The sequence below is a fragment of the Bradyrhizobium sp. P5_C11_2 genome (assembly GCF_054049755.1).
In genome coordinates this window covers 1-13,839 of record NZ_JBFULT010000143.1, presented here as the reverse complement: position 1 = coordinate 13,839, position 13,839 = coordinate 1, and the positions used below count along the sequence as shown (strand labels likewise).

The window sequence follows — 13,839 nt, the reverse complement described above, 5'->3', positions numbered from 1 at the left end:
GATCCGACCTCTCCCCGCAAGCGGGGAGAGGTTAGCTAACAGCGATCGAGGGACGTGAAATCATGACCGCCATGCTGGAGATGCGCAACGTCAGCAAGAGTTTTGCCGGCGTGCAGGCGCTGCGCGACGTCAACTTCTCGGTTCACGCCGGGCAGATCCACGCGCTGGTCGGCGAGAACGGCGCCGGCAAATCCACCCTGATGAAGGTGCTGAGCGGGGTCTATCCGCATGGCAGCTACGAGGGCACCATCGTCTTCGAGGGCGAGGAACGGCGCTTCCGCGACATCAACGATTCCGAGGCGCTCGGCATCATCATCATCCACCAGGAGCTGGCGCTGATCCCGCTGATGTCGATCRCGGAAAACATCTTTCTGTCGCATCCGCCCGCGCAATTCGGCGTCATCGATCGCGATCAGGTCTACCGGCGCACGCGCGAGCTGCTGGCGCAGGTCGGCCTCAAGGAATCGCCGGATACGCTGATCACCGATCTCGGCGTCGGCAAGCAGCAGCTGGTCGAGATCGCCAAGGCGCTGTCCAAGCGCGTGCGCATGCTGATCCTGGACGAGCCGACCGCGAGCCTGAACGAGGCCGACAGCGCCGCGCTGCTCGAGCGCCTGATGGCGTTCCGCGCGCAGGGCATCGGCTCGATCCTGATTTCGCACAAGCTCAACGAGGTGGCCGAGGTCGCCGACCACATCACCGTGCTGCGCGACGGCCGCACCGTCGACAGCATCGACTGCCGTGCCGAGCCGATCCAGGAAGACCGCATCATCCGCAGCATGGTCAACCGCGATATGGCTCACCGTTTCCCGGAGCGTAGCGCAAAGATCGGCGAACCGGTCCTCAACGTCGAGAACTGGTCGGTCTATCACCCCATCCATCCCGAGCGGCAGGTGATCAAGAACGTCGATTTCAGCGTCAAGCGCGGCGAGGTCGTGGGCATTGCGGGACTCATGGGCGCCGGCCGCACCGAATTCGCGATGAGCCTGTTCGGCCGCTCCTGGGGCACCAATGTCAGCGGCCGTATCCGGCTCGAGGGCCGTGAGATCGCGCTACCCAGTGTCGCGGCCGCCATCGATGCGGGTCTCGCCTATGTCACCGAGGACCGCAAGCAGCTCGGGCTGATCCTGGCCGACGACGTCCGCAAGAACATCACGCTGGCCAGCCTCGACCAGGTCGCGCCCGGCAAGGTGATCGACGACATCGCCGAGCTGAAGGTCGCCAGCGACTATCGCAATCGCATGCGCATCCGCTGCTCCGACGTCTACCAGGAGACCGGCCAGCTCTCCGGCGGCAACCAGCAGAAGGTGGTGCTGTCGAAATGGCTGATGACCGACCCCAAGGTTTTGATCCTGGACGAGCCGACAAGGGGCATCGACGTCGGTGCCAAATACGAGATTTACTGTATCATCAACGAACTCGCGGAGGCCGGTCGCGGCGTCGTGGTGATCTCCTCGGAGATGCCCGAGTTGCTCGGCATCTGCGATCGCATCTGCGTCATGAACGACGGTGCCTTCGTGGGCGAGTTCCCGGGTACTGAGGCGACGCAGGAGAAGATCATGCGCGCCATCATGCGCAACCAGAGAAGCAACGGAAACGGCGTGCCTGAGGCCGCGGAGATGGGAGGATCGCAGCCATGACCGACAAGACGGTGTCGCTGCCCGAGGAGCGCCGGCACGGCAGCTTCATCAAGAACAATCTGCGCAACTACGGCATGCTGATGTCGCTGATCGCGATCATGCTGTTCTTCCAGGTCATGACCGGCGGCACGCTGCTGCAGCCGCTCAACCTCACCAACCTGGTGCTCCAGAACAGCTACATCGTCATCATGGCGCTCGGCATGCTGCTGGTGATCGTCACCGGCCATATCGACCTCTCGGTCGGTTCGGTCGCGGGCTTCGTCGGCGCGGTGGCCGCCGTGCTGATGGTGACCTACAAGGTCGACTACACGCTCGCCTTCATCGCCTGTCTCGTCGTCGGTGCCGCGATCGGCGCGGCGCAGGGCTATTGGGTAGCCTATTTCAAGATTCCGTCCTTCATCGTGACGCTGGCCGGCATGCTCGTGTTCAAGGGCCTCGCGCTTGCGGTGTTGCAGGGCCAGTCGCTCGGGCCGTTCCCGGCGACCTTCCAGAAATTGTCCTCGGGCTTCATTCCGGAGATACTGCCCGAGGCGGGCACGCTGCATCCGACCTCCATGCTGATCGGCGCCGTGCTCGCGCTCGGCCTCGTCTATGTCAGCGCCAAGGGCCGGTCGCGCGAGCAGTCGCACGGCATCGAGGTCGAGCCTTATGCCTTCTTCCTCGGCAAGAGCATCTTGCTGGCCTGCGCCGTGCTCTACTTCACCTATCTGATCGCCTCGCATCGCGGCCTGCCCAACGTGCTGGTGATCATGGGCGCGTTGATCGCGCTCTACGGCTTCGTCACCCGTCGTACCGTGATCGGGCGGCAGATCTACGCGGTCGGCGGCAACGCCAAGGCGGCAAGCCTGTCGGGCATCAAGACCGAGCGGTTGACCTTCTTCACCTTCGTCAACATGGGTGTGCTGGCCGCGCTCGCCGGCCTCGTCTTCGCCGCGCGTCTCAACACCGCAACCCCCAAAGCGGGCCTCGGCTTCGAGCTCGACGTCATCGCCGCCTGCTTCATCGGCGGCGCCTCGGCGTACGGCGGCGTCGGGCGGGTCGGCGGCGCCGTGGTCGGCGCCATGATCATGGGCGTGATGAACAACGGCATGTCCATCCTCGGCATCGGCATCGACTACCAGCAGGTGATCAAGGGCCTGGTGCTGCTCGGGGCCGTCTGCATCGACGTGTATAATCAGCGGAGATAGAGCGCGATCGACTGCGCCGGCCTGGCCGCTCGTGCGCCGGCGTCTATCGCTTCGTCAGCGGGAGCGCTTTGGCAATTTCTGGAGTTTGGCCGGGTCGAATGTCGCTGCCGGCCCGTTCGTCGCCGGCGCGGGCGGCTGGTCTTCACTGAGGATGAGCGTTCCTTCAAGCAGCACGCCGGGGAACTGCTCGGCCGTGCCGGTGTATCGCGCGATCTTGCCGGCGCACGTTCCTTCCAGCGTCAGCTTGAGTTCATCGTCGGTTCCGAACACCGTCGGCAGCTGTTCGGTATGCCTTTTGGTCAGAACGGTCGCGGTAAATCGATCGCCGTCGATTGCGATGGAGCCGCTGTAGGTCATGACCCCATCACAGCCCCAGATAACCCCGTCCGCGACATGGGCGATGCCGGTGCCCTGACCGGTCGGTGTCTTGAACCACGCCCTGTATGTGCCGTCTTTGAGCATGCGATTCTCGCGCGTCGCGGCTGAGACGAGCAGATCATTGGCACAAATTTAAGATTCCGTTAAGTCCGCCTAGTTCCCGTCCGATCATCGTCGGTAACATCAGGCGATTGCCTGCGGCGCTGCCGGCGATCTAGCGGCAAGTGGCGAGGTGTGGAGAAGCCGCCCCCGACACTGGGGCAGTTGCATAGATGCGGTTACCTCGGCCCGCGACACCATGTTTGGGTGAACTATTGCTCATCGATTGGGTATATGATCGAATGGCCCGATGGTGAACGGTGGCCCCGATCTGATCATCTTCGACTGCGACGGCGTGCTCGTCGACAGTGAGCTGTTGAGCTGTCGGTGCCTGTCGGAGGTGCTGTCCGAGTTCGGATTCGAGCTTGGCGTGGATCAGGCGCTCGAGCTTTTCCTCGGGCGCAGCACGGCTGCGATCGGACAATACTATCGCGCCCGCGGACAGATCTTGCCCGACGGTTTTCTTCCGCGCCTGAAATCGCGCGTCCTGGAGACATTTGCGGCTTCACTGCAGCCGGTCTCCGGGGTGAACGCTGTGGTGTCCGAATTGAAGGCGCCTGTTTGCGTCGCGTCTTCGAGCGATCTCGACCGGGTCGCGCTCTCACTCGACGTCACGGGTCTCGCATCGCATTTTGGCGACCGGCTCTACACCGCGCAAATGGTCGAGCATGGCAAGCCGGCGCCGGACCTGTTTCTCTACGCCGCCGGGAAGATGCAGATCTCACCCGCCCGCACCCTGGTGATCGAGGACAGCATCAGCGGCGTGCAGGCGGCCAGGGCCGCCGGCATGACCGTCTGGGGATTTGTCGGCGGCAGCCATTATCGCGGACGCGACGGCCACGCTATATTGTCCGGCGCCGGGGCCGATCGGGTCTTTGCGCGCATGACCGATTTCTGGAAGGACGCGTAGCGCCGCCATGGCCGCCGAGAACGAAAAATCCAGGCTCGACGATGCCGCGCGCGCCGGCTGGCTCTACTTCATTGCCGGCCACACCCAGGACGAGATCGCAAAGATGCTCCAGGTGTCGCGGGCCTCCGCCCAGCGGCTGGTTTCGCTGTGCCTCGCCGAGCGGCTGATCACCTTCCGGCTCGAGCATCCCATCGCGGCCTGCATGGAGTTGGCGGCGCGACTGAAGCAGCGCTTCGATCTCGCTTATTGCGAGGTGGTGCCGGCCGATCCTGCGGCGCCGCAGGCCACTGCAGGCATCGCCGAGCGCTGCGCCAATCTGCTCGACGCGACCTTGCGCTCGGAGACGCCGGTCATCGTCGCGCTCGGGACGGGGCGCGCGGTGCGTGCCGCGGTCGAGCGCGTCACGCCGATCGACCGGCCCAACCACCAGATCGTGTCGCTGGTCGGCAACATCTCCGCCGACGGCTCGGCGAGCTTCTACGATACCGTCGGGCGGCTCGCCGACCGCACCGGCGCGCGGCACTATCCGATGCCGCTGCCGTTCCTGATGTCCTCGGAGGACGAGCGCAACAGGATGGTCCGGATCGAGCCGATCGCGAAGGTGAAGGCGGTGGCGGCCAAGGCCGATCTGCGTCTCGTCGGCATCGGCCAGATGGACCAGAAGGCGCAGGTCCATGTCGACGGTTTCGTCACCCGCGATGAATTGTTCGAGATGATGCGGCAGGGCGCCATCGGCGAGATCACCGGCTGGGCCTATGACGCCAAAGGCCGCCTGCTCAAGGCGGGCACCAACAAGCGCCTCACCAGCATTCCGCCGGAAGTGCCGGCGAAGACCACGACGATCGGTGCCGCCGTTGGCGCCGCCAAGGTGCCGGCGATCGCGGCCGCGCTGAATGGACGCCTGATCAACGGGCTGATCACCGACGAGGCGACCGCAAGGGCGATTCTGGAGCGCTGAGGCCGTTCGCCGTAGCCGCATCGGGACCGCGCTCCCTCTCCCGCTTGCGGGAGAGGGGTGGGGAGAGGGTGTCTCCGCATTGGGGCTCCCCAAGAGGAGAAGCCCTCACCCGTATCGCATCTTCGATGCGATACGACCTCTCCCGCAAGCGGGAGAGGTGGAGCAAGCCGCGGGCGCTCGGTCCGAACAACTGCCACCGCAGCGCACGAGAGCCTCTCCCGCACCGCAGCACTCATAAGTTGCGGGAACACTCGCGCGCCTGCTTGACAAGCGCCTTCCCCAAGTTGAACATACGCCCAACGCGTGGGCATATGCTCAAAAGCGCGAGTTGAGGGAGGTCACCGTGAAACACGTCCTCGGCGCCGTCTGCGGCGCGTCTTGCCTGCTGCTGTCCGTCCCGGCGATGGCCGAAACGACCCTGACTATCGCCACCGTCAACAACGGTGACATGATCCGCATGCAGGGGCTGAGCAACGAATTCACCGCGAAGAACCCCGACATCACCGTGAAATGGGTGACGCTGGAGGAGAACGTGCTGCGCCAGCGCGTCACCACCGACATCGCCACCAAGGGGGGGCAGTTCGACGTCCTCACCATCGGCACCTACGAGGTGCCGATCTGGGCCAAGAAGGGCTGGCTGGTGCCGCTCGCCAATCTCGGCGCCGACTACGACGTCGCCGACCTCCTGCCGAAGATCAAGGACGCGGTCTCCGTCGACGGCAAGCTCTACGCCGCTCCGTTCTACGGCGAGAGCTCGATGGTGATGTATCGCACCGACCTGTTCGAGAAGGCCGGGCTGAAGATGCCGGAGAAGCCGACCTGGGAGTTCGTGGTCGACGCCGCCAAGAAGCTGACCGACAAGGCCGGGGGCGTCTACGGCATCTGCCTGCGCGGCAAGGCCGGCTGGGGCGAGAACATGGCGTTCCTGTCGGCGATGGCGAATTCCTACGGCGCGCGCTGGTTCGACGAGAACTGGCAGCCGCAGTTCAACACGCCGGAATGGAAGACGACGCTCACCACCTATGTCGACCTGATGAAGCAGGCCGGCCCTCCCGGTGCGAGCTCCAACGGCTTCAACGAGAACCTCGCGCTGTTCAACGCCGGCAAATGCGCGATGTGGATCGATGCGACGGTCGCGGCGTCCTTTGTCAGCAATCCGAAGGAGTCGAAGGTCGCCGACAAGGTCGGCTTTGCGATGGCGCCGAACACCGGACTCGGCAAGAACGCCAACTGGCTGTGGGCCTGGAGCCTTGCGATCCCCGCGGGCTCGAAGAAGACGGAAGCCGCCGAGAAGTTCATCGCCTGGGCGACCAGCAAGGACTACACCAAGCTGGTGGCGTCGAAGGAGGGCTGGGCCAATGTGCCGCCGGGCACGCGGACCTCGCTCTACCAGAATCCTGAATATCTGAAGGTCGCGCCGTTCGCCAAGCTGACGCTGGCCTCGATCGATGCCGCCGATCCGAACAAGCCGACCGTGAAGCCGGTGCCCTATGTCGGCGTGCAATACGCTGCGATCCCGGAATTCCAGGGCATCGGCACCCAGGTCGGCCAGCAATTCTCTGCCGCGCTTGCCGGATCGATGACGGTCGATGCCGCGCTCACCGCGGCGCAATCGGTGACCGAGCGCGAGATGAAGCGCGCCGGCTACATCAAGTGAACCCGAGCTCTCCCTCCTGAGCTCAAACTGGCGGCCATCCATCAGCCCAGCCCCGGATGGATGGCCGCCTTCTTCTTCCAGCGGAGAAGCTAGCGATGGCAACCCGGCAGACGCAATTGCTTGCGCGGTCGCTCCTGACCCCGGCCGTCGGGCTGCTGTTCATCTGGATGATCGTCCCGCTCGCGCTGACGATCTATTTCTCGACCCTGCATTACAGCCTGCTCGATCCCGGCTCCGAAGCGTTCGTTGGCCTCGAGAATTTTCGCTACTTCCTCACCGATCCCGCCTTCCTCGCCTCGCTCCAGAACACGCTGGTGCTGGTCGGCTCGGTGCTGGCGCTGACGATCCTGCTCGGCATTCCCCTGGCGCTGCTGCTCGATCAGCCCGTGATCGGCCGCAACATCGTGCGGCTGATGGTGATCGCGCCATTCTTCGTGATGCCGACGGTGAGCGCGCTGGTCTGGAAGAACCTGCTGATGCATCCGGTGTCCGGGCTGTTTGCCTGGATCGCCAAGGTGTTCGGGCTGACGCCGATCGACTGGTTCACCGACGCGCCGCTGCTCGCGGTGATCCTGATCGTCGCCTGGCAATGGCTGCCGTTTGCAACCCTGATCCTGCTGACGGCGCTGCAATCGCTCGATGAGGAACAGAAGGAAGCCGCCGAGATGGACGGCGCCAGCGCGGTCTCGGCCTTCATCTACATCACGCTGCCACATCTGGCGCGTCCGATCACGGTGGTGATCCTGATCGAGACTATCTTCCTGCTGACGGTGTTCGCCGAAATCTACGTCACCACGGGCGGTGGGCCGGGCCTTCAGACCACCAACATCGCGTTCCTGATCTATGCGCAGGCGCTGATCCAGTTCGACGTCGGCAGCGCGTCCGCGGGCGGCCTCGTCGCGGTGGTGATCGCCAACATCGTCGCCTTCTTCCTCGTCCGTATCGTCGGCCGCAATCTGGAGGCATGAGACCATGGCGCGGATGGCAACGACGCAGCGGGTGGTGGTATCGACCATCGGAGCGTGGTTCTTCGGCTTCCTGATTTTCTTTCCGATCCTCTGGATGGTGCTGGCGAGCTTCAAGACCGAGCTCGAAGCCTTCGCCATTCCGCCGTCCTTCCTGTTCTTCCACTGGACCACCGAAAACTACGCCACGGTGCAGGAGCGCAGCGACTATCTGCACCATGCGATGAACTCGATCATCATCGCCGGCGGCTCGACGCTGATTGCGCTGTTGATCGCGATCCCCGCGGCCTGGTCGATGGCGTTCTCGCCGACCAAGCGCACCAAGGACATCCTGCTCTGGATGCTCTCGACCAAGATGATGCCGCCGGTCGGGGTGCTGGTGCCGATCTACCTGATCTACAAGTCTTTCGGCCTGCTCGATTCCCGCATCGGCCTCGTCTTCATCCTGTGCCTCGGCAATCTGCCGATCGTGATCTGGATGCTGTTCACCTATTTCAAGGAGATCCCGCGCGACATCCTGGAGGCCGCGCGCATGGACGGGGCCACCATCGGCCGCGAGCTCGTCTATGTGCTGACGCCGATGGCGATCCCGGGCCTCGCCTCGACCATGCTGCTCAATCTGATCCTGGCCTGGAACGAGGCGTTCTGGACACTCAATCTGTCAACCTCGAACGCCGCGCCGCTCACCGTGTTCATTGCGTCCTATTCGAGCCCGGAAGGGTTGTTCTGGGCAAAGCTGTCGGCGGCCTCGACGCTGGCGATCGCGCCCATTCTCGTCCTCGGTTGGTTCAGCCAGAAGCAGCTCGTGCGCGGGCTCACCTTCGGCGCTGTGAAGTAAAGGGGCTGCCGGATCATGGGTCAGATCACACTTCAGGACGTGCAGAAATCCTTCGGCCCCGTGCACATCATCAAGGGCGCCGATCTCGACGTCGCGGATGGCTCCTTCGTGGTGTTCGTGGGCCCGTCCGGCTGCGGCAAGACCACGCTGCTGCGGCTGATCGCCGGGCTCGAGGACGTCTCCGGCGGCAAGATTTTGATCGACGGCAAGAACGTCGTCGACACGCCGCCGGCCAAGCGCGGGCTCTCGATGGTGTTCCAGTCCTACGCGCTCTATCCGCATATGAGCGTGCGCGGCAATATCGGCTTCGGGCTGAAGATGGCGGGCCTGGCCAAGGACGAGATCAACCGCAAGGTCGAGGCGGCGGCGGCGACGCTCAACCTCGCGCCCTATCTCGACCGCAAGCCGCGCGAGCTCTCCGGCGGCCAGCGCCAGCGCGTCGCGATCGGCCGCGCCATCGTCCGCGAGCCCAAGGCGTTCCTGTTCGACGAGCCGCTGTCGAACCTCGACGCGGCCTTGCGCGTGCAGATGCGGATCGAGGTGACGCGGCTCCAGAAGCAGCTCGGCACCACCGCGATCTACGTCACCCACGATCAGGTCGAGGCCATGACCATGGCCGACAAGATCGTCGTGCTCAACGCCGGCAAGATCGAGCAATACGGCTCGCCCCTGGAGCTCTACGAGAAGCCGGCCAATCTCTTCGTCGCAGGATTCATCGGCTCGCCGAAGATGAACCTCGTCACCGGCGAGCCCGCCAGGCAGCAGGGCGCGATCACGATCGGCGTGCGGCCTGAGCACCTCAAGATCGAGCGCGACGGCGGCGGCGGCTGGCAGGGAACGATCGCGGTCGCCGAGCATCTCGGCAGCGATACTTTCCTTTACGTCGATGCCGGGCCGCTTGGCATGCTGACCGCGCGCTACATCGGCGAATTGAGCCTGCATGCCGGCGACCGCGTGTCGCTGGTGCCGGAGCCTGCGCGGATCCACCGCTTCGATGCGAGCGGCAACGCCATTCGGGGCTGACAAGAAACGGCAAGAGACGGCAAGAGACGGAAAGTGACCAACATGTACCTGGAAAAATTCAAGCTGAACGGCAAGACCGCGTTCATCACCGGCGGCGGGCAGGGCATTGGGCTCGCCTGCGCCGAGGCGCTCGCCGAAGCCGGCGCCAGGGTCGTCATCGGCGACCGCGACAGCAAGGTCGCCGACAGCGCGAAAGCCAGCCTGAAGGCGAAAGGCTACGACGCCGAGACCGCGATCATGGACGTCACCGACACCAAGCGCGTGGCCGAGGTCGCCAACGACCTGGTCGCCCGCCATGGCAAGGTCGACATCCTGGTCAACAATGCCGGCATCGCCCGCAGCGAGACGCCGGCGGAGACCGTCACCGACGAGCACTGGCTCAACGTCATCGACGTCAATCTCAACGGCACCTTCTGGTGCTGCCGCGAATTCGGCAAGCACATGCTGAAGGCCAAGAGCGGCGTCATCGTCAATGTCGGCTCGATGTCCGGCTTCATCGTCAACAAGCCGCAGGAGCAGAGCTTCTACAACGCCTCCAAGGCCGGGGTGCACCACCTGACCAAGTCGCTTGCCGCCGAATGGGGCGCCCGCGGCATCCGCGTCAACGCGGTGGCGCCGACCTATATCGAGACGCCGCTCAACGCCTTCGTGAAGAGCAATCCCAGAATGTACGACGCCTGGATCGGCGGAACCCCGATGGCGCGGATGGGCCAGGTCGAGGAGATCGCCTCCGTCGTGCTGTTCCTCAGCTCAGAGGCCGCGAGCCTGATGACCGGCAGCATCGTGCTGGTGGATGGCGGCTACACTTGCTGGTAGGCTTGCGTCAAAACTGAYGGGAGCGACCGGGAGCAACAATGCCGCGAGCGTATATCGGCGTCGACGTGGGGACCACGAGCACGCGGGCAGGGGTGTTTGACGAGGCCGGCACCCTTCTGGCGACCGCCCGGCATCCGATCAGGATCTGGCACGAGGCCGGCGACATCGTCGAGCAGTCGTCCTCCGACATCTGGGAGGCCTGCGTCAAATCGGTGCGGGCGGCGATGGCGGAAGCTGCAATCGCGCCCGACAGCGTCAGCGGCATCGGTTTCGACGCCACCTGTTCGCTGGTGGTGCTCGATCCCCAAGGCGGGCCGGTCACCGTCAGCGGTTCCGGCGACAGGCAGCGCAATGTCATCGTCTGGATGGATCATCGCGCCACGGCCGAGGCGCGGCTGATCAACGAGACCGAGGACGCGGTGCTGCGCTATGTCGGCGGCTCGATCTCGCCCGAGATGGAGATGCCGAAACTGCTGTGGCTGAAGCGGCATCTGCGCGCGAGCTTCGACGCCGCCGGTCATTTCTTCGATCTGGCAGATTACCTGACCTGGCGCGCGACCGGCTCGCTCCAGCGCTCGACCTGCACCGTCACCTGCAAGTGGAACTATCTCGCTCATGACGGTGGCGGCTGGAGCGCGCAATTCTTCAAGCGCATCGGCCTGTCGGACTTCGTCAACGAAAATTACGCGCGTATCGGCACGGACATCGTCGCGCCCGGCACGCGGCTCGGCGCGGGGCTCACGCGCGCGGCGGCGGCCGAGCTTGGCCTGTCGCCCGGCACACCGGTCGGCGCGTCGCTGATCGACGCGCATGCCGGCGGCATCGGCGCGATCGGCGGCCGCGACGGATCGGGCGCGGCGACGGACGTCTGCGACCGCCTTGCCTACATCATGGGAACGTCGGCCTGCATCATGGCGACGACGAAGGAGCCGTGCTTCGTGCCCGGCGTGTGGGGCCCTTATTACTCCGGCATGGTGCCGGACTTCTGGCTCAACGAGGGCGGCCAGTCGGCGGCGGGGGCGGCGATCGACCATCTCCTCAAGGCGCATCCCGGCTTTGGCGAGGCGAGCGCCGCAGCGCGCAACGAAGGCCTCGACCTCATCGAATTCCTCGAGCGGCGCATCATTGCGCGCGCCGGCGACGCCAGCCGCGCCGCGCTGATCGCGCGCGACATTCACGTGCTGCCCGAGTTCATCGGCAATCGTTCGCCTTACGCCGATCCCGACACCCGCGCGGTGATCGCGGGCCTCGATCTCGACACCGATATCGGCGCGATGGAGCGGTTGTTCGTCGCCGGTCTCTGCGGGCTCGCCTATGGGCTCGCCGAGGTGATCGAGGCCTTTGCCGCGCACGGCGTTCATTCCAGCATCATGATCATGGGCGGCGGTGCCAGCCGCAGTTCGCTGGTGCGGCAGATCATGGCCGATACCACCGGCCTCGCTGTCGCGCTGCCGCAGACCAGGGAGCCGGTGCTGCTGGGCGCGGCGATGCTGGGTGCGGTCGCTGGCGGTGCCTATGCCTCGATCGGCGAGACCATGGCAAAGATGTCGGCGCTCGGACGTCTCAGCGAGCCGACCGCGCCCGACCTGGCCGCGTTTCACGCCCGCAAGCGCGACGTCTATAAGCTGTTGCGCGAGGTCGATCGCGGCAGCCGCGCGGCGATGCGCGGAATGGCCGGAGGTTGAAACGGATGCTGATGTCCTGCGGCGACGCACTGATCGACTTTGTGCCGACGCGGAGCGGCGACGGCCGCGAGGCGGTGATGCCGGCCGTCGGCGGCTCCTGCCTCAACGTCGCGATCGGCATGGCGAGGCTCGGTGCGCCGACGGGCTTCATCGGCGGCATTTCGACCGACATGTTCGGGCGCATGATCGCGGACCACGCAACCGCTTCGCATGTCGAACTCGGCCTCGCCACCCGCAGCGACCACCAGACCACGCTCGCTTTCGTGCGCATCGTCGCGGGCGAGTCGCATTACGCTTTTTACGATGCCGAGACCGCGACGCGGAACTGGGCCTACCGGCGCGGGTCGATTCCGTTCGATACGGTCGAAGCCCTCCATATCGGCTCGACCACGCTGGTCAATGACCAGGGCGCGGCCGAAACGAAAGCCCTGATCGCGGACGCGCGGATATCGTCCACCATCTCGTTCGATCCGAACTGCCGCCCCAACCTCGTCAAGGACAAGCCGGCCTATCTCGCGCGCATGGTCGAATTCGCGCATGGCGCCGACCTCATCAAGATGTCGGACGTCGACTTCGCCTATCTCTTCGGCGAAGAGCCGTATCAACAGCGCGCGAGCATGCTGCTCGGGCAGGGCACGAGCCTCGTCGTCATCACCCGCGGCAACAACGGCGCCATCGCCTGGCACGCGGGGGCAGGGCAGATCGAAGTCACAGCGCCCCAGGTCGCGGTCGCCGACACCATCGGCGCCGGCGACAGCTTTCAGGCGGCGCTGCTGTTCGCCCTGCACAAGCAGGGACGCCTCGCAAGGCGGCAATTGAAGGACATCAGCCCCGACGAGCTCCGCCGCGCGCTGTCCTTTGCCGCGAACTGCGCCGGCCTGACCTGCACCCGCCCGGGCGCCGATCCGCCCTGGAGCCATGAGATCAATTGGAGCTGGTAGCCCCCGTCACAGCCGTGCCACGACCTTCTCGGCGCATTTGAGGAAGGTGCGGATCAACGGACTCTGGGAATCCCGACGCCAGCAGACCGCGATGTCGAAGGAGTCGGTGGCGTCCCGCAGCGGCCGGAACACGACGCCGCGCGGCGCGCCGAGCTGCGCGCAGGCGGGCAGGATCGCAAGGCCTTCACCGGCGAGAACCAGGCTCATCGCCGAATGCACCGTCTCCACCCGGCCGGCGATCGGCATCACGATCTGATGCCGCCGCAGCAGGGCCGCGACCACGGAGGAGGAGGGGTCCTGCTCCGGAGGCGGCAGCGCGATCAGCGGACGGCCCTGTAGTCGTGCCATCGGCACCGTGCTCAGGCGCGCAAGCGGCGAACGGTTTGGCATCGCCAGCATGAACGGTTGCGTGCCGATCCGAGCCACCTGGATCTCGGGATGGTGGATCGCCGGCATGCATAGCGCGACGGTGACGCTGCGGTCGAGCAGCCGCGCCTCGCGCGTCGAGGCACTGAGCTCGGCGAAGTCGAGATCGACGCCGGGAATGGATCGCCGCAGCTCGGGGATGAGACGCGGCAGCATCGCGTTCGCCAGCACGAACATGTAGCCGACGGACAGTCGACCACGGCTGCCGGCCGCGACCGCGCGCGCGGCTTCGACGCCGTCGGCCGCAAGCGCCAGCGCCTCGCCGGCGCGCGCCAGCAGCGCCTGGCCCGCCTCGGTCAGGTCCATGCCGCGCGTG

13 protein-coding genes are annotated in these 13,839 nt (G+C 65.5%); 11 read left to right on the top strand and 2 right to left on the bottom strand.

What is annotated here, in order from left to right; translation table 11 throughout:
• The first annotated feature begins 62 nt into the window (after nt 1-62).
• Nucleotides 63-1,640 (top strand): multiple monosaccharide ABC transporter ATP-binding protein, encoded by a 1,578-nt coding sequence (gene mmsA / locus ACXJL8_RS16025; RefSeq protein WP_456685221.1) that lies wholly within the window; start codon nt 63-65, stop codon nt 1,638-1,640.
• Nucleotides 1,637-2,827, top strand: a complete 1,191-nt coding sequence (mmsB, locus tag ACXJL8_RS16020; protein ID WP_456617816.1) for a multiple monosaccharide ABC transporter permease — start codon at nt 1,637-1,639, stop codon at nt 2,825-2,827. The genes mmsA and mmsB overlap by 4 nt, the downstream gene beginning before the upstream one ends.
• A gap of 54 nt (nt 2,828-2,881) precedes the next feature.
• Here the strand turns inward: mmsB and ACXJL8_RS16015 are convergent, their stop codons facing one another.
• Nucleotides 2,882-3,289 (bottom strand): hypothetical protein, encoded by a 408-nt coding sequence (locus tag ACXJL8_RS16015; RefSeq protein WP_456617815.1) that lies wholly within the window; start codon nt 3,287-3,289, stop codon nt 2,882-2,884.
• A gap of 265 nt (nt 3,290-3,554) precedes the next feature.
• Between ACXJL8_RS16015 and ACXJL8_RS16010 the strand changes: the two genes are divergently transcribed.
• From ACXJL8_RS16010 to ACXJL8_RS15970, 9 genes are all read left to right on the top strand, one after another.
• Complete coding sequence (locus tag ACXJL8_RS16010; RefSeq protein ID WP_456617814.1) at nt 3,555-4,214, top strand: HAD family hydrolase; 660 nt, start codon at nt 3,555-3,557, stop codon at nt 4,212-4,214.
• 7 nt (nt 4,215-4,221) lie between these two features.
• Entirely contained in the window at nt 4,222-5,172 is a 951-nt protein-coding gene (locus ACXJL8_RS16005; RefSeq protein WP_456617813.1) for a sugar-binding transcriptional regulator, read from the top strand.
• A gap of 343 nt (nt 5,173-5,515) precedes the next feature.
• The gene (locus ACXJL8_RS16000; protein WP_456617812.1) at nt 5,516-6,829 is read left to right on the top strand and encodes an ABC transporter substrate-binding protein; all 1,314 of its coding nucleotides are present in this window, start codon (nt 5,516-5,518) and stop codon (nt 6,827-6,829) included.
• 95 nt (nt 6,830-6,924) lie between these two features.
• On the top strand, nt 6,925-7,797 hold the full coding sequence (locus tag ACXJL8_RS15995; RefSeq protein WP_456617811.1) for a carbohydrate ABC transporter permease: 873 nt from the start codon (nt 6,925-6,927) through the stop codon (nt 7,795-7,797).
• Between the two features lie 4 nt (nt 7,798-7,801).
• Nucleotides 7,802-8,632: a carbohydrate ABC transporter permease gene (locus ACXJL8_RS15990; protein WP_456617810.1), complete on the top strand. Its 831-nt coding sequence runs from the start codon at nt 7,802-7,804 to the stop codon at nt 8,630-8,632.
• Between the two features lie 15 nt (nt 8,633-8,647).
• Nucleotides 8,648-9,655, top strand: a complete 1,008-nt coding sequence (locus ACXJL8_RS15985; RefSeq protein WP_456617809.1) for an ABC transporter ATP-binding protein — start codon at nt 8,648-8,650, stop codon at nt 9,653-9,655.
• Nucleotides 9,656-9,697: 42 nt separating this feature from the next.
• The gene (locus ACXJL8_RS15980; protein WP_456617833.1) at nt 9,698-10,471 is read left to right on the top strand and encodes an SDR family NAD(P)-dependent oxidoreductase; all 774 of its coding nucleotides are present in this window, start codon (nt 9,698-9,700) and stop codon (nt 10,469-10,471) included.
• A 38-nt stretch (nt 10,472-10,509) separates the two neighbouring features.
• Nucleotides 10,510-12,156 (top strand): FGGY-family carbohydrate kinase, encoded by a 1,647-nt coding sequence (locus tag ACXJL8_RS15975; protein ID WP_456617808.1) that lies wholly within the window; start codon nt 10,510-10,512, stop codon nt 12,154-12,156.
• A 5-nt stretch (nt 12,157-12,161) separates the two neighbouring features.
• Complete coding sequence (locus tag ACXJL8_RS15970) at nt 12,162-13,097, top strand: carbohydrate kinase family protein (protein WP_456617807.1); 936 nt, start codon at nt 12,162-12,164, stop codon at nt 13,095-13,097.
• A gap of 6 nt (nt 13,098-13,103) precedes the next feature.
• Here the strand turns inward: ACXJL8_RS15970 and ACXJL8_RS15965 are convergent.
• The coding region (locus ACXJL8_RS15965; protein WP_456685220.1) for a LysR family substrate-binding domain-containing protein at nt 13,104-13,839 on the bottom strand (736 nt) is incomplete at its 5' end.